Genomic DNA, 15,240 nt, shown 5'->3' on the forward strand with positions numbered 1-15,240 from the left:
AGCCTATTGCCCGGCAGATGCTCGGCGGCTGCCGGGATCGTGCCGCGAGCGATCAGTACCTGGATACCGGGATCACTATCGGCGACGATGGGGGGATGAGCGAAGTGGTCGACACGCGTTCGGTGCGTAGCGAGCGCCGAGCCCAACTCAGTGCGTTCCTGAAATCGCGTCGCGCCGAGATCACCCCGGGTGATGTGGGCCTACTGCCGGGCTCACGTCGGCGCACGCCCGGTCTGCGCCGCGAAGAAGTGGCGCAGCTGGCGGGGGTCGGGGTTTCTTGGTACACGTGGCTCGAGCAGGGGCGGGAGATCACTGTGTCGGGTGCGGTGCTCGACGCGGTGGCCGGGGTGTTGCGGTTGAGTGAGCCGGAGCGGCGGCATCTGTATCTGCTCGCCGGACTCAATCCCCCGCCCGCGGGAGGGTCGGCGACCGAGGTGAGTGTGGAAGTGCGGGCGGTGATCGACGGGTGGGATCGGGGGCCTGCCATCGTGCGGGATCGGTACTGGAACATCTTGGCGTTCAACGTGCTCGCGGGGCGCGTGCTCGGCTGTGCGGACGGCGAGCCGCACAACTGCCTGGTCACGTTCTTCACCAGTCCCCGGTACCGAGGACTGCCCGAACTGTGGGCCGAAGCCGCCCCCGGCGTAGTCGCCGCCTATCGCGCGGATGCGGCGCTGGTTCCGCACGACAGCGAATTCCAGCGTGTGGCGAACGAACTCGCTGCCGCCGAGCCCGAGTTCGCCGAGCTCTGGGAACGACACGAGGTCGGTGCACCGCTCCAAGCGGTGAACGCGCTGCGTCACCCCGAAGTCGGCGATCTCTACTTCGATGCCACCACGCTCACCGTCGCCGACCACCCGAACTGGTCACTGGTGCTCTACAACCCGAAACCGAATACTGATACGGCAGACCGTTTGGCCGGACTCCCCCGACTGCGTCTCTCCGAATCTGCCTGACCGTCAGCCGACGGTTTCGTTGTCGGGGCAGATCCTGGTGGTGACACACCCCTGATAACTGCGCACTGTCTATCCGTTCGACCACCCGCCACGCTGAATCCATGACGTACAACGGTTCTCGATTCGATGGCAAGACCGCACTGATCACCGGCGGAAGTAGTGGGATGGGGTTGGCCACCGCGCATCGGTTGATCGCGGAGGGGGCCCGCGTCGTGGTTGCCGGGCGGGACAAGAAACGCCTGGATGCGGCCGTCGCCGAGCTCGGTGGCCAGGCGCACGGAATCGCGGGTGACGCGACCGATCTCGGCGATCTCGACACTCTCGCGGCGGCGGTGTCCGACCGTTTCGGACACGTGGATCTGCTGTTCGCCAACGCGGGCATCGGCTCGTTCCAGCCGATCGACCAGGTCACCGGCGCGCTCTTCGATCAGGTGATCGGCAGCAACCTCAAGGGCGCCTTCTTCACCATCCAGAAGATTTTGCCGCTGCTTCCCGACCATGCCGCGATCGTCATCAACGCGTCCTTCGGGCTCCATCGTGGCGTCCCCGGGGCTGCTCTCTACTCCGCGAGCAAGGCCGCCGTCCACAACCTGACCCGCACTCTCGCAGCCGAATTGGCACCCCGCCGGATCCGGGTGAACTCGGTCAGCCCCGGCTACATCGACACCCCGGCATTCCGTGCCGAACTCTCCGACGCCGCCAAGGCCGGGGTGGCCGCGCTGTCCCCTGCGGGCCGAGTGGGCACCTCCGAGGATGTGGCGGCCGCCGTCGCCTTCCTGGCCTCACCCGACGCCGCATTCGTCAACGGGCACGACCTCCGAGTCGACGGCGGACTCACCGCGGTCGATGCCGCGGCACTGCTGTGAACGAATCCGAGGCTGGTCCGGATCGCAGCGGCCCGCCCGGATCGATCAGCGCAGGGCCGCGCGACCGCGTACTCGACCGAGGACGACCAGCACTACCAAGGTGACCACCACGAGGACGGTGGTGCCTGCCGCGGCGTCGAACACTTCACCTCGGTCGGTTTGGGCGAAGATGCTGACCGGCAACGTCTTCCAGGTGGCGGGGTAGACCATGATCGTCGCGCCGAGTTCGCCCATCGACAGAGCCACGGCCAAGCCCGCGGCGGCACCGAGAGCGGGCAACAGCAGGGGCAGGGTGATCTGGCACAGGACTCGGATCGGGCCTGCGCCCAGAGATTCGGCGGCCTGACGGTAAGCCGGATCGAGGCGGTCGAGGGCGGCGGAGACCGCACTGAAGGCATAGGCCAGGACCAGCACCGTGTGGGCGACGATGACGATCCACTTGGTGCCCCCGAGCAATAACGGGCGTTCGTTGAAGGCGATGAGGACGCCGAGACCGACCGCTACCGAGGGGACGGCGACGGGGAGGTGGAAGACAGCGTCGGTCAGGCGGCGCAACCAGGAGGGCGCTTCGCGCGAAGCGAGCGCCGCCCAGGTGCCGAGGACGAGGGAGATCGCGCCGGCGAGCAGGGCGGTTTGCAGGCTCACCGAGAGGCTGGCCGCCTGCTCGCCGCTGAGCGCGTCGCCGATATTGGCGAAGCCGAGGTCGGAGGGCAGCGGGCCGGTCCAGCTGCCCGCCGACGCCGCGGCGATCACCGTGGCGATCGGGGCGACGAACACCACTGCCACGACCAGCCCGAAAACACCGAGTATCAGTGCTTTTCCGCGCGAAGTCCAGACGAGCACGATCAGTCCCCCTTCGGGCGGGCGATGAAACGGGCGAACACGAACCGGTACACGAGGTAGAGGCTCAGCGAGAGCAACACCTGCACCGAGGCCAGTACCGCCGCACCGGGCAGGTCGAAGGTGACGATGCCGCGGGTGTAGATCAGCGCGGGCAGGGTGATGACGCCCTTCGCGCCGGTGAACAACACGATGCCGAACTCGTTGAGCGTGAGCAGCAGCACCAGGCTGCCGCCCGCCGCGAGCGCGGGCCACGCTTCGGGCAACACCACCTGACGCAGTACCCGCCATGGTGAAGCACCGAGACTCGCTGCCACATCGAGTTGTTCGCGTGGCAACTGCGCGAACGCGGCCAGGACGGGACGCACCACGAAGGGGGTGAAGTAGGTGATCTCGGCCAGGATCACGCCGAGCGGGGTGGTGAGAAAGTCGATGACCGGTGTGGTGGCGCCGGTCAATTCGGCGATCAGGGCATTCACCGCGCCCGCTGTTCCGTAGAGGAACGTGAAGGCGAGGGTGATCAGGAACGACGGCAGTGTCAGGATCGTGTCGATCAGTCGGCCGACCAGCCCGGAGCCGGGAAACGGCACGAAGGCGAGCACCACCGCCAGGAACGTACCCAACACCAAGCAGCCCGCGGTGGCACAGACCGCGATGGAGACGGTGCGCCACAACGCTTCCCGGAACGCCTCCGATCCGAGCACCGAGGTCCACACTTCGGTGCCACGCCCGGTCGGGGTCTGCGTCGATTCGGTGAGCACCCGCAGAATCGGATATCCCGCGATTACGAGCACGACCAGCACGGGCGGCAGCGTCCACAGAATCGGCAACCACGACCTGCGCGGCGCGGACTCCTTCACCGGCGGAGACGCCTCCGGACGGTCGAGCAGGACGGCGCTCACCGCAGCACTCCCCTGGTGTCGAGAAGGCCCCCGAAGACACGATCCCACGCGTTCACAGCGCGCTCTCCTTGCCGGGACCACTTACCTCAGTGGAACTCTCACCGATCGCGCGCGGAATCAGCACGCCCGCCGGGTCCGGCAACCGCACGCCGACAACGGATCCGACTTCGGTGGTGAAGTGGCCCGACACGTCGGCGGCGAGGTCGCCGGGCAGTCCGTCGACGGCCAGTTCCACCCGGGTCGACGCACCACGCCAGACCGCGGTGAGCACGGTGGCGCGCAGGGCGTCCCGCTCGCCGGGCTTGCCGAGGCTGATCGTGTGCGGGCGGACACAGAGCAGGGCGTCGTCGCCAGGGGCCCAATCCGTCAGTCCCACAGCAGGTTGCGGTGCCTGCGCCCGCAGCGTCCTGGTGCCCGCGGTGACCAGGGCGGCGGTGCCACTGACGTGGTCGACGGTGCAGGGCACCAGGTTCGCGCCGCCGAGGAAAGCGGCGGTGAAATCGGTGGGTGGGCGCTGCCACAGGTTTTCGGCGGTGTCGATATCGACGAGCCGGGAATCGCGCATCACCGCGATCCGGTCCGCCAGCGCCAGCGCCTCGGCTTGATCGTGGGTCACATAGAGCATCGCGGTGTCGGGCAATGCTTTGCGCAGGGCCTGCAACTCACCGAGCATCGAATGGCGCAGTTGGGCGTCGAGTGCGGCGAGTGGCTCGTCGAGCAGCAGCACGCGGGGCTTGATGGCCAGCGCGCGGGCGATCGCCACCCGCTGCTGCTGACCGCCGGACAGCTCGCGCGGGAGTCGCCGCGCGTAACCGGCCATGCCGACCATGTCGAGCGCCTCGGCGACGCGTGTGGCGATATCCGCGCGCGGCACCCGATGCGATGTCAAGCCGAACGCGACGTTGCTGTGCACGTTCATGTGCGGGAACAGCGCGTAAGACTGCACGACGACACCGATCCCACGCTTGGCGGGCGAGAGATCGGTGACGTCGCGGCCCGCCAGGCGGACCGCGCCCGAGGTGGGCCGGACGAAACCGGCCAGCGCCTTGAGCGCGGTCGACTTGCCCGACCCGCTCGGGCCCAGGAGCGCGACGGTCTCGCCGACGGCGACGCGCAGGGTGAAATCGGCCAGCGCGACGGCGGCCTTGCGGCCCCTGCCGTAGCTGACCCCGACCCGGTCGAACACGATCGCGGGTTCGTCGGTGGCCGCCACCGAGGTGGCGGATCTCATCTGGAGGTCACCGTCGGACATCGTCAACTCCCTTGGATCACAGCCGCATTCAGCTGCCGGTTGCCTTCTGGTACGCCGCGACATCGGCGTCCAGCTCGGTGAGCACCTTGTTCCAGTCGACCGGAACCACCTCGACGCCCGTCAGCGCGGCGGCCGGACCACCATCGGCCGGGGCGGGCACATCGGTGCGGGGCGACACCGCGAAAGCCTCGGGGCCGAGCTTCGCCTGCGCGGCCGGGGCCATCAGGAAGCTCATCAGCTTGGTGGCGTCGTCCTTGTGCGGCGCGCCCTTGGCCAGACCCATCATGTACGGGACGGCCACGGTCGACCGCTTACCGTTGGCGGCCGGAAAGAAGACGTTGAACTCGGAGCCCTTCTCCTTCACGGTGGTCAGGTTCATCTGCACGTCACCGTTGGCGATGAGCAGCTCGCCCTTGTCGACCTTGGCCTGCAGCTTGCCGGTCGAGGACGACGGGCCGACATTGTTGGCCTGCAGCGCGGCCAGATAGTCGAGGGCGCCCTGCTTGCCGCGCAGCTGCTGCAACAGCACCAGCACTGCGGTGCCGTCACCGGCCTGGCCTGGTGTGGAGTACTGCAGCTTGCCCTTGAACTCCGGCTTCAGCAGGTCTTCCCAGGTCAGTGCCGAAGCGTCGACCGAGGGGTTGGCGATGAAGCACAGAAAGTTGTTCGCCAGCGTCACGTAGCTGCCCTCGGCATCCTTGGCCGCGGCTGGGACAGCGGCGGTGTCGATGCCGCTGGGCTGCAACAGACCCGACTGCTTCGCCTTCTGGATGAACGGCGGCAGGGTGACGACGACGTCGGCCTGCGGGTTGGACTGCTCCTTGTCGACCCGGTTCACCACCTCGCCGGAGCCCGCCTCCACCAGGTTGACCGCGATGCCGGTCTCCTCGGTGAACGCGTCGAACTGGGATTTGTACCAGCCACCGACACCGTCGGCGGAGTACACGGTGACGGTCTTGCCGTCGGCGGATTCGGTACCGGTGCCACCGCAGGCGCCGGTGAACGCGACGGCGGTGACGCCGACCAGCAGCAGCGCGGCCTTGGACAGGCGGCGCGCGGTGAGTGGAGTACGCACGATTACAGCAACTTTCGTTCAGATGTCGGGGGAATCGCAGGGACGGGTGGATCGGAGGGCGACGCCGCGGCGATTACCGCGACGGCAAGTTTCAGTGGGCGAGCACCAGCGCCGGGAACTCGGCGACCGAGGCCACTACGTGGGTAGCGCCCGCGGAGCGCAATTGATCGGCGGTGTGCGCGCCGGTCAAGGTGCCCGCGACGATGCCCGCGCCTGCGGCGAGACCGGTGGCGATATCGCTGGTGGTGTCGCCGAGAACGGCGATCCGGTCGACGGCGTCGACACCGAGGCGCAGCGCGGCGGTCAGCACCATGTCGGGGTACGGGCGCCCACGTCCGGCATCGGACGGCGCGAGAGTGAGGTCGACCAGGTCGGCCCAGCCCAGCGCGGCGAGGAGCTTGTCCTGGGTGCCTCGGCTGAATCCGGTGGTCAACGCGACCCGGACACCGGCGTCACGCAGAGCGGTGATCGCCTCCACCGCACCGGGAATCGGCGCGATATCGCCCTCGTCGACGAGGGCGTCGTAGGCGGCCTCGAAGGCTCGGTTGGCATGGTGGGCGGCGGCCTCGTCGCCGTCGAGCAGCGCGCGGAACACCTCGATCTTGGACTGGCCCATGGTGTCGAGCACATAGCGGCGAGCCTGTTCCCGACGCGGGCCCTCGGTCTCGATCCCGGCGGTGGCGGCGGCGCTCTCGAAGGCGCGCAGCACCAGTCCGCCGTCGGCGACGGTGGTGCCTGCCATGTCGAGAGCGGCGAGCTGAATCTTGTTGTTCGACATAGGTTTTCCTCACAGTCCGATCTGGTCGGCGGTTTGCTCGCCGATGGCGGGGCCGAGCGTCATACCGCGACCACCGGGGCCGGTGACGACCCAGACGTTGGTATCGGCCCGCACCCGGGTGACGACGGCGCCGGGGTCGACGCTCTGGCTGTAGACGCCCGCCCAGCGCCGCACGATCGGCGGCAGCGTCCGGCCGAGCAATTCCTCGGTCACCTCGGTGAGGTGGTCGTAGGGCGCTTCGTCGACGTCGAAGGCGAACGGTTCGGCGTACTCGTGGGTGTCGCCGATGGTCAGGCCGCCGTGCAGGCGCTGCACACACAGCAGCTGCATCTTGTGCTCGGCGGCGGTGGCGGTCTGGGACTGCTCGGCGGCCAGCGAATCCACTTGGGGGCCCGCGAAACCCGGGTAGTAGCGGAAGCTGTCACCGTCGGCGATCGCGGTGGTGAGGGTTTCGCCCAGCGGGGCGGTCTGCATCATCTGCAGCCGCACGCGGCGGACCGGCAGTTCGCCCGCCAACTCGCGGGTGAGCCCCGAGTGGGCGGCGCCGGGGCAGTGGACGACGAGGTCGGCCTCGTGGCGGCGGCCGTGGTCGTCGACCACCACCGCGCCGGAACCGGTGTCGAGCACCGAGCGGGCCTCGGTGCCCTCGTGGAAGGTGTAGCGGCCGGTCGCGGCCATGTGGGCACGCAGCGCGGGCAGCGCTTGGCGCGACTCCACCGCGGCATCGGTCGAGCAGTGCAGGCCCGCGAGGTATTTGCCGCGCACGGCGGGGTTGATCGCGCGCACCTGGTCGGGGTCGAGCAGGGCGAACCCGCGAGCCTCGGCGGTGTCGCCGGCGGCCGCGGCCTCGGCGACGGCGAGTTCGGCGGGGGTGCGCACGAGCGTGATCGAGCCCGCGGGCCGGAAGCCGACGCCGGCGACCCGGCCGCCGATTTCCTCCCACAGCTCGCGCGAACGCAACGTCAGCTCGAGCTCGTTCGCCGACCGGCCCGATACCCAGACCAGGCCGAAGTTGCGGACCGTCGCGCCACGGGCTTCGCGTTCGCGTTCGAGGTGCACGACCTCGTGTCCGCGGGCAGTCGCCGCCCAGGCGTGTGCGGTGCCGAGGATCCCTCCACCGATGATGACCAATCGCATGGCACCGATAGTGGCAAATGGTCTAGACCGATAGGTGTGGGCCGCGAGAACGGCAAGTTAATTTTTGGTATAGACCAATCCGGGTAGGCTTGGCGGCATGGATTCGCCGCAGCCGACCCGCGTTCCGAAGGTGTTCCTGGTTCGCACCGAAATCGATCTGCTCCTGGCCGATCTCACCGAAGGCGACCCGGTGCCCTCCGAACGCGACCTCGCCACCCGCTTCGGCGTCGCCCGCGAGACCGTGCGACAGGCCCTGCGAGAGCTGTTGGTGGAGGGCAGGATTCGGCGCCAGGGCCGTGGCACGGTGATCTCCCGGCCCAAGCTCACGCAGCCGCTGTCGCTGCGCTCCTATACCGAGGGCGCGATCAGCCTCGGCCGCACCCCTGGCCGCATCCTGGTCGCGTGGGAAGACGTCGCCGCCGACGCGGCGACGGCCACCGATCTCGAGGTGGAGTTGGGCACCGAAGTGATGCACCTGGAGCGGGTACTGCTCGCCGACGGTGAACGCGTCGGACTGGAGAGCACCTACCTACCGCTGCACCGCTTCGCCGCCCTGCGCGGCACCTATGACCCCACCACTTCGCTGTACGCCGCGATTCGCGCCACCGGCGTCGAACTCGCCGGTGCGCGCGAACGCATCGAAACCGTGCTCGCCGCCCCGCGTGAGGCGGGTCTGCTCGAATGCACCACCGCACTACCTATGTTGCTGCTGCACCGGCGCAGTGTCGACGCCGACGGCGCACCCATCGAACGGGTGCGCTCGCTCTACCGTGGTGACCGCGTCGCCTTCGAGGCGAGGCTGTCACCGGAGCCGGCGTAGCCCCTCACTGCTCGGGCAGCCGTCGCCGTCCGCCTGCCACATCGGTGACCAGATCCGTGTAGCCGTCCACAAGCTCGGCCAGGTGGTACCAGTGCTTGTGGGTGTTGTCGCTGCGCGCGCCATCGATGTCGATGGCCTGGTTGGCATCCACCCAGCTACGCGCCATCCGGTCGACGACCGCACCGAGACTTTCGGTGTGCAGCGAGGCGCCGTTGCGATGCAGCGGAATCTCCTGAACACACCAGTCATTGATGTCGTCGACGAGTTCACTTCGACGGCAATCGATCTCGGCGATCAATGCCGTGTCACGCACCTGCCCGCGCCGTTCGTGCAGTTCGGCGAGCGCGTGCGCCGATCTCAACAATTCGCGATCTTGAAATCGCCGCCCCTGAAATGCACACAACAATTGCGGAGCGGTCGGAAGTATCCCCATCACCGGCGCGCTCATCGCAAGGCCCCGAATTCACCCGACACCCAAGATTTGTCTACCAACATGATTGGCTCTCGATTCGGTTGTCCCGGTCATCTGTTCGGATTGTTCGCAACCAGGCTAACTGGATCATGCTCGTTCAGAAGACGAAACGCAAGATTGCGTTATCACTCCTGCAGTAAAGCCACCCTGACAGAACCGAGGGTCACATCGGCAGGGCGGCACAGGCTTCCGGCGTGCCTCGCGGACTCGCCGAACACCATGACAGTACCTATGTCGCTGTCTTCGCCGAACGCGTGACATCGCGACCGCACAGCGCAATAATGCGATTCATGGCAGGCAAGCGAACGACACTCACCGTCCGGCTTCGCCGACTCGCGGCCATGTTGCGCGAGTTAAGGGAAAGCGCTCAGCTGAGCAAGGAAGACGTCAGCGCGCGGACCGGTATCAACGTCACCACTCTGTACCGGATCGAAATGGCTCAGGCGCGCCCGCAACGCCGCACTCTCGGCGCCATGCTCGACCTGTATCAGGTCGACGACAAAATGCGCGAGGAAGCACTCAGCTTGCTGACCGACGCGTTGAAACCCGGCATGTCGCGACCTTACGAAGGCGCGGTGTCGGAGGTGTATGCGAATTACATCAACTTCGAGGCGGAAGCATTGTCTGCCAGGCAGTACCAGACTTCGACGGTGCCCGGCCTGCTGCAGACCTTCGAGTACGCCGCCGCCGTCATCGACACCTCCATGCCTCGCCTCGACGCCGCGGTGATGGAGAGCAGGGCGCAGGCGCGCATGGATCGCGCCACCAACCTGACCAAGGAGGACCCGCTGGAATTGTGGGTCGTGATGGACGAGGCGGCGATCCGCAGGGTGGTCGGCGGACCCGCGACCATGGCAGGCCAGCTCGACCGACTACTCGACGAGACCAAGCGCAAGAACGTGATCCTGCAGGTACTTCCGTTCGACGCGGGCGCGCATCCCGGTATGGCAGGCTCGTTCACCCTGCTCGACTTCCGCAATCCGGTCGATCCCGAACTGGTGTACGTGGAAAGTATGTCGGTGCACGACCTGGTCGAGGGACACTCCGAGATCCGCCGGTTCGGCGTGATCTTCGATCAGCTGCGGGCGATGGCGTTGAGCCCTCGCGACTCCGCGAAGCTGATCACCGAAGCACGAGACGCGATCACCCAGTCCCCGACCGCTCAGTGACGACTGGCGCGACGGAACCCGATCGCGGCCGGTAGGGCGAAAACCACGATGGCACCGAGCGACCAGGCCAGGGTGGCCAGCAGTGGGCCGCGTACCGGACCGCCGAGCGAGAGTCCACGCATGGTGTCGATGGCATGGGTGAGTGGGTTGTTCTCCACGATCGGGCGCGCCCAGCCAGGGTAGGCGGCGAGCGGAACGAACCCGGTGCTGAAGAACATCAGCATCGACGAACCCAGCGAGACGACCTCCACCAGCGCGGCTTTCGCGGTGTACACGGCGAGAGCGGTGACCATGGTCGCGAAACCGAGGCCGTACAGCACCGGAATGGTGAACAGCGCGATCGCCGCGAGCGGACCCTGGGTGAAGCGGAATCCGAGTGCGACGCCGACGGCGAAGATCACCAGGGTGCACAGCAGGATTCGCACGCCCTCGGCGACGATTCGAGACACCAGGCCCGAGGCGCGGTGGACCGGCAGGACCCAGAATCGCGACAGCAGTCCGACATCGCGCTCACGGCCGAGGGTGACGGCTCCGGCGAGGGAGCCCGACATCACGCCGACCAACGAGACCATCGGCACCGAGCCGTAGAGTGCGTCGGCACCGGCGAAGGACGAGACCTGTTTGCCCAGCACGGCATTGAGCATCACCAGCAGCAGCGCGGGGAACAACAGGGCCTGCATCACGGTCAACGGGTCCCTTGCCCAGCGCGTCAGCAGCCGCTTGGTCTGGATCATGCTCTGTGGCAGCAGCATTCGCAGGGACTCGGTACGACGGGTGACTGTGGGCAGCGCGAGGGTCGTCATGCCACCCGCCGCGCGGCGTGTCGCCAGGCCAGGCCGCCGCAGACCACCAGGATGCCGATCGCCCAGGCCAGGCCGGGGCCGAGCGTCGCGATGTCGACCGTGCCCGCGTCGCCGGTCGAATCACCCGCCAGCGCCCGCAGGCCGTCGACGAACTGGGAGACGGGCTGGTTGCGAGCGAAACCCTGGAGCCAGCTGGGGAACTGACTGGCAGGCGCGAATCCGGTGGACACCATGCCGAAGATCAACTGGGGCAGCACCAGGATCTGGGTGGTGGCCTCCGGGCTGGCGGACATGCTGCCGAGCAGGTCGGCGCCGCAGCACAGGGCCACCGCGATCAGCAGGGAAAACGCAAGGAAACCCGCTGTGTGCCACCAGCTTCCGTAGAAGCGGAAACCTATGACAGCGCCGCAGACGAGTGCGGCGCCGACCGCGATCACCGCACGATGGGCGGCCGCGGTGATCCGGGCGGCGAAGGGGACCCAGCGCGGCATCGGCAGGGTGGCGAAACGGATGTCGAGGCCATCGCGGGCATCGGTGGCGGACCGGAACGCGGCCGTAATGGCGCAGAACGCGACCGCCTGCATGATGATCATCGGCATCAGGAACTGGGCGTAGCTGCTCAGGCCGTGCCCGTAGACGGTCATCACGAGGTTGAGCGGGACGTAGAAGCCGATGGTGAACACCGCAGGTGCGAGCAGGGCGGTGAAGATCTCACCGGTGCGCCAGGCCGGGCGGATCAAGCGTCGCGCGAGCACCCACCACTGGGTGAGCGCCGCCGACGGCGATCGGTCGGCAACAGGCTCGTCGGTGGTCCGCACGTCCCCATCGTGGTCGATCTGTCCTGTGGTGCCGGGGAACTCGGTCAGCATGTCGTGCGCGCCGAGATGGGGGTAGCGGCCAGAATCCGGGCGATCTCGGGAAGAAGGTCGGGTGCGGTGAGTTCGTCAGGGGTCGCGTCGAGGACGTAGCCGGTGATCGCGCCCTCCACGTAGGGGCGCCAATCACGAACCGTGGCACCGGGATCGAGGCGATCGGTGCCGTCGGGCTCGCGGCCCGCGACACACACGGTGAGGTCACCGGGCAGCCACGAGGGTCGATGGCCGGTCACCATGCCCGCGGCCGCGAGGCTCACGTCGGCGATGCGGTCGAGGTCGCCGCCGGTGAGGTCGAGCGTTCCCGCCAGGGCGGCATCGATCGCCGCGGCGGCTGCGCCAGGGGTCGAGGTGGAGGTTCTCGCGCCCGAGCCGGCGGGTGGGTCGAAGGCTGGGATGTCGACACCGAACTGCGCAGCGAATCGATCGGCGGACAGCGGCGCGGGAGCCGGGGCGGCGGGGTCGGTGGCCAGCAGGACGACGCGGACGTGTTCGCCCGCCGCGCGGAGTCGGACGGCGACTTCGTGGGCGACGAAACCGCCCGCGGACCAACCGAGAAGCTGGTACGGGCCGTGCGGGGCGATGCGGCGGATCTCGGCGAGGTAGCGGGTGGCGTATTCGCGGATCGTGCGCGGTTCGGTGCTCGCCTGCAGACCGTAGATCGGGACGCGGGCGTCGAGGTGGGCGACGAGGTCCACATAGTTCCAGGCCAGGACCGCTTCACCGGCCAGGCAGAACAGTGGTGCGCCGTCGACGGAGGCGGTGCGCGGGCGGATCGGCAGCACGAGGGCCGTCGCCGCCGATTCGGCGCGCCCGTCGACGGCGGGTTCGGCCGAACACGGATCGGGCCGGTCGGCCGTCCACCGGCAGGGCGTAGCAGCCGGATCATCGCGAGTGCTCACAACACAGGATATGTCGTGCGAAAATCCCAGCCGCCCAACACTTTCAGGGGCATCCATACCCGACCGAACGCGCATCCGAACCTCCTTCACCGACCCGACGACAGAGCGGTGTGAGTTCCACTGTCGCGCAGGAAGGCCCCGACCCCAACCAACCCAGGGGCCCGGTCACGCTCACCCAGGTGGCGGTGAAACCACCCAAGGGTGTCGAGCTGCGGAAGCCGTCGGGATCAGTAGGTATTCACCGGCAGGCTGCGGACACCGGACCACAGATCCTCGATCAGACGTTCGTAGCTGTCGGCTAGGTCGTCGAGACGGACCCACTCGTCGTAGAAGACCGATTCGGGGGCACCTGCCAAAGCGACGAAAGTCAGGAAGCAGTGTTTGGCGAGGCGGTCGACCAGATAGCCGAGGGTTTCGCAATGCTCGTCGGCCGCGGCGGGCGGCACGGGAGCGGCCAAGATGACCCAGCGGTCGATCGCTCGCATCAACTGGGCGCGGCGGCGGTCGATGCGCTCGGACTCGCTCAGCGGAGTTCGCTCGCGCAACTGGTGCAGCAGCGCGAGCTCGCCCGCGGCGTCGAGGATGGGGTGGTCATCATGTGGCAAACCACGGAAGGCCGCCAGCAGGACGTCCCGGCTCGGCAGCATCGCCCCTCGTCCCGAATGGCGCATTTCACCGCTCCCCCGCCGAGCCGACGACGTCAACGCGCGAAACATTCATCTGGCACACCTCCGACTCGGGTACGACACCCCGGCGAGGATGCCATAGCGTGCGGGTGGAACACGGCGAGCCCGCGCGAATCGCGCACACCCGGCAACTATTCCGCCACAACTGTCCCTGACATCGCCGTCGGCGCGAGACGTTTTCCTCCGGACACTCACATTGTCCGGTACGCCTCCCTTGTCCGTCCGCCCTGATCTCGCAGGCACAGGGGAAGACTCGCCGGGTATCCCACTACTGCACGCGGAGGCTGCCGAAGAGGCCGTCCTTCTCGTCTTCGGGGCCCGCGGTGAAGTAGAGGGCATTCGCGTCGCCCAGGCTTTCACCGTTGCCGAACTTCAGCGCCCACAGGCCCGCGATCTCCACCGGCTCCGCCTCACCGTCGCGCAGGTAGTCGACGAAGGTGCCGGTGGTGTCGTCGTAGGCGAGTACGCGGCCGAGGCCGCCGAAGTTGCCGATCAGCAGCTTGCCCGAGAGCGCCCCGAAATTCGACGGCGCGATCGCCACACCCCAGGGCGCGTTGAGCCTGCCACCGTCGTCGATGATGCGCACCAGCTTGCCCGCGCTGTCGAACTCGGCGAGCTTGCCCTTGTCGGGCTTGCCGTGGGAGTCCTTGTCCTTGTCGGCGTCGAGCGAGGCTTCCTCGGCCTTGTCGAAGAGCTTCGGATCGTCTCCGTCGGGCTGAGTCATGGCGTAGGAGACGAACACTCGGCTACCGAGGGTGGTGATGTTGAACGGCGCCGGGTCGCCGGGTACGGCCTTCTTGCCCTTCTCGGGCGAGGAGGCGTCGATCACCTCGCCGGTGGCGAACGGGTTGGCGAATCCGGTGGTCGCGACCGGCTGCCAGTTCTTGTCGAAGGTGCGGACCTGCGGGTCGGCGCCGAAATCGGCGGTCAGCAGCTTGTCACCCGAGGGCGCCAGCGCGATACCGAAGAAGGCCATGCCCTGCGCGGAACCGTCGAACACCTGGTTCGCGCCGCCGTCACGCCGCACGATCGCGCCGTCGGGGGCCTGCTCGGTCCACGCCGAGATCTTGCCCGAGTCGGTGGCGAAGATGAAGCGCGCGGAACCGCCGAGCGGGATCGGCATACCGTCCACATCGACCCACTGGTCGCGCACCACGAACAGATCCGAGGTGATCGGCGCCGGATTGAACACGACGCCGGTGGCCTTGCCGATGCTCTTGTCGGAGGTGTCGGCGTCGGCGCCGGGGATGCCGACGAGCTTGAGTTGGTCCTGGGACAGCTTCTGCAACTTGGGATCCGAAGAGGACTGCACGTCGCCGAGGAACTGGAACGACTTGCCGCCCGCGCCGACCCAGAAATGCCCGCCCGCGCCCTTGGGCCGATCGGCCAGGCCCCAGGCATTGACCATGCCGGGCAGCGTGAACTGGGCGTGATAGGAGTCCTTGTCGGCGGCCAGGTTGGTCTGGCTGTAGCGGTTGCCGTCCAATGCGGCCACGTCGTCGGTCGAGGGCTCGGCGTTCGAGCACGCCGCGGCGAGCAACACTGCCGCACCGAGTACCGCGCCGCGCACCAGCCCGGACCGCACCCCGCGGGCGCCCCTCACATGTCCGTTCACGATCTTTTTCCTTTCGACCCTCCGCCGGACGGCGTTCAGGCGAGGCTGACCTTATCGTGGGTGATGCGGTGGTGTGCCGTGACCGTGGCAGGAAG

Annotated in this window: 16 protein-coding genes; 4 read left to right on the forward strand and 12 right to left on the reverse strand. The window is 68.0% G+C overall.

Translation table 11 applies throughout. From position 1 onward, the window contains the following. The first annotated feature begins 95 nt into the window (after positions 1-95). Together QX204_RS22530 and QX204_RS22535 are read left to right on the forward strand one after the other, a co-directional pair. Positions 96-956, forward strand: coding sequence for a helix-turn-helix transcriptional regulator (locus QX204_RS22530; RefSeq protein WP_301902083.1), 861 nt, complete (start codon positions 96-98; stop codon positions 954-956). A gap of 101 nt (positions 957-1,057) precedes the next feature. After that, positions 1,058-1,822, forward strand: coding sequence for a glucose 1-dehydrogenase (locus QX204_RS22535; protein ID WP_301902086.1), 765 nt, complete (start codon positions 1,058-1,060; stop codon positions 1,820-1,822). 45 nt (positions 1,823-1,867) lie between these two features. On the opposite strand, the gene QX204_RS22540 is transcribed toward QX204_RS22535, so the two are convergent. From QX204_RS22540 to QX204_RS22565, 6 genes are all read right to left on the reverse strand, one after another. Beyond that, positions 1,868-2,665, reverse strand: coding sequence for an ABC transporter permease (locus QX204_RS22540; protein WP_301902088.1), 798 nt, complete (start codon positions 2,663-2,665; stop codon positions 1,868-1,870). 2 nt (positions 2,666-2,667) lie between these two features. Further along, on the reverse strand, positions 2,668-3,564 hold the full coding sequence (locus QX204_RS22545) for a 2-aminoethylphosphonate ABC transporter permease subunit (protein WP_301902090.1): 897 nt from the start codon (positions 3,562-3,564) through the stop codon (positions 2,668-2,670). 52 nt (positions 3,565-3,616) lie between these two features. After that, positions 3,617-4,816: an ABC transporter ATP-binding protein gene (locus QX204_RS22550; RefSeq protein WP_301902093.1), complete on the reverse strand. Its 1,200-nt coding sequence runs from the start codon at positions 4,814-4,816 to the stop codon at positions 3,617-3,619. 28 nt (positions 4,817-4,844) lie between these two features. Next, positions 4,845-5,864: a 2-aminoethylphosphonate ABC transporter substrate-binding protein gene (locus QX204_RS22555; RefSeq protein ID WP_301908077.1), complete on the reverse strand. Its 1,020-nt coding sequence runs from the start codon at positions 5,862-5,864 to the stop codon at positions 4,845-4,847. Between the two features lie 118 nt (positions 5,865-5,982). Next, positions 5,983-6,669, reverse strand: coding sequence for a phosphonatase-like hydrolase (locus QX204_RS22560; RefSeq protein ID WP_301902094.1), 687 nt, complete (start codon positions 6,667-6,669; stop codon positions 5,983-5,985). Positions 6,670-6,678: 9 nt separating this feature from the next. Next, positions 6,679-7,806 (reverse strand): TIGR03364 family FAD-dependent oxidoreductase, encoded by a 1,128-nt coding sequence (locus tag QX204_RS22565; protein ID WP_301902096.1) that lies wholly within the window; start codon positions 7,804-7,806, stop codon positions 6,679-6,681. A gap of 97 nt (positions 7,807-7,903) precedes the next feature. On the opposite strand from QX204_RS22565, the gene QX204_RS22570 reads away from it, so the two are divergent. After that, positions 7,904-8,626, forward strand: coding sequence for a GntR family transcriptional regulator (locus QX204_RS22570; RefSeq protein WP_301902097.1), 723 nt, complete (start codon positions 7,904-7,906; stop codon positions 8,624-8,626). 4 nt (positions 8,627-8,630) lie between these two features. Here QX204_RS22570 and QX204_RS22575 read toward each other — a convergent pair whose 3' ends face one another. Beyond that, on the reverse strand, positions 8,631-8,990 hold the full coding sequence (locus QX204_RS22575; RefSeq protein WP_101468584.1) for a DUF4254 domain-containing protein: 360 nt from the start codon (positions 8,988-8,990) through the stop codon (positions 8,631-8,633). Positions 8,991-9,388: 398 nt separating this feature from the next. Between QX204_RS22575 and QX204_RS22580 the strand changes: the two genes are divergently transcribed. After that, positions 9,389-10,267 (forward strand): helix-turn-helix domain-containing protein, encoded by an 879-nt coding sequence (locus QX204_RS22580; RefSeq protein ID WP_301902098.1) that lies wholly within the window; start codon positions 9,389-9,391, stop codon positions 10,265-10,267. Here QX204_RS22580 and QX204_RS22585 read toward each other — a convergent pair. The 5 genes from QX204_RS22585 to QX204_RS22605 all read right to left on the reverse strand — a co-directional run bounded on the left by QX204_RS22585 (position 10,261) and on the right by QX204_RS22605 (position 15,103). Further along, on the reverse strand, positions 10,261-11,070 hold the full coding sequence (locus QX204_RS22585; RefSeq protein ID WP_301902099.1) for an ABC transporter permease: 810 nt from the start codon (positions 11,068-11,070) through the stop codon (positions 10,261-10,263). The two genes, QX204_RS22580 and QX204_RS22585, sit on opposite strands and share 7 nt — an antisense overlap. Then, positions 11,067-11,939: an ABC transporter permease gene (locus QX204_RS22590; protein WP_301902100.1), complete on the reverse strand. Its 873-nt coding sequence runs from the start codon at positions 11,937-11,939 to the stop codon at positions 11,067-11,069. Before QX204_RS22590 ends, QX204_RS22585 begins: the two co-directional genes overlap by 4 nt. Next, positions 11,933-12,844, reverse strand: a complete 912-nt coding sequence (locus QX204_RS22595) for a thioesterase domain-containing protein (protein ID WP_301902101.1) — start codon at positions 12,842-12,844, stop codon at positions 11,933-11,935. Before QX204_RS22595 ends, QX204_RS22590 begins: the two co-directional genes overlap by 7 nt. Before the next feature lie 227 nt (positions 12,845-13,071). Continuing rightward, positions 13,072-13,491, reverse strand: coding sequence for a hypothetical protein (locus tag QX204_RS22600; protein WP_301902103.1), 420 nt, complete (start codon positions 13,489-13,491; stop codon positions 13,072-13,074). Between the two features lie 307 nt (positions 13,492-13,798). Then, the gene (locus QX204_RS22605; RefSeq protein ID WP_301908078.1) at positions 13,799-15,103 is read right to left on the reverse strand and encodes a TIGR03118 family protein; all 1,305 of its coding nucleotides are present in this window, start codon (positions 15,101-15,103) and stop codon (positions 13,799-13,801) included. Positions 15,104-15,240: the final 137 nt, after the last annotated feature.

The organism is Nocardia sp. PE-7 (assembly GCF_030486425.1).
In the GTDB taxonomy this organism is placed as follows: Bacteria; Actinomycetota; Actinomycetes; order Mycobacteriales; family Mycobacteriaceae; genus Nocardia; species Nocardia salmonicida_A.

Excerpts from the sequence above, each read along its gene's own strand:
- QX204_RS22590 (WP_301902100.1), bottom strand. The coding sequence starts at position 11,939 with ATGCTGACCGAGTTCCCCGGCACCACAGGACAGATCGACCACGATGGG.
- QX204_RS22580 (WP_301902098.1), top strand. The coding sequence starts at position 9,389 with ATGGCAGGCAAGCGAACGACACTCACCGTCCGGCTTCGCCGACTCGCG.
- QX204_RS22560 (WP_301902094.1), bottom strand. The coding sequence starts at position 6,669 with ATGTCGAACAACAAGATTCAGCTCGCCGCTCTCGACATGGCAGGCACC.
- QX204_RS22565 (WP_301902096.1), bottom strand. The coding sequence starts at position 7,806 with ATGCGATTGGTCATCATCGGTGGAGGGATCCTCGGCACCGCACACGCC.
- QX204_RS22530 (WP_301902083.1), top strand. The coding sequence starts at position 96 with ATGAGCGAAGTGGTCGACACGCGTTCGGTGCGTAGCGAGCGCCGAGCC.
- QX204_RS22535 (WP_301902086.1), top strand. The coding sequence starts at position 1,058 with ATGACGTACAACGGTTCTCGATTCGATGGCAAGACCGCACTGATCACC.
- QX204_RS22585 (WP_301902099.1), bottom strand. The coding sequence starts at position 11,070 with ATGACGACCCTCGCGCTGCCCACAGTCACCCGTCGTACCGAGTCCCTG.
- QX204_RS22550 (WP_301902093.1), bottom strand. The coding sequence starts at position 4,816 with ATGTCCGACGGTGACCTCCAGATGAGATCCGCCACCTCGGTGGCGGCC.
- QX204_RS22600 (WP_301902103.1), bottom strand. The coding sequence starts at position 13,491 with ATGCTGCCGAGCCGGGACGTCCTGCTGGCGGCCTTCCGTGGTTTGCCA.
- QX204_RS22570 (WP_301902097.1), top strand. The coding sequence starts at position 7,904 with ATGGATTCGCCGCAGCCGACCCGCGTTCCGAAGGTGTTCCTGGTTCGC.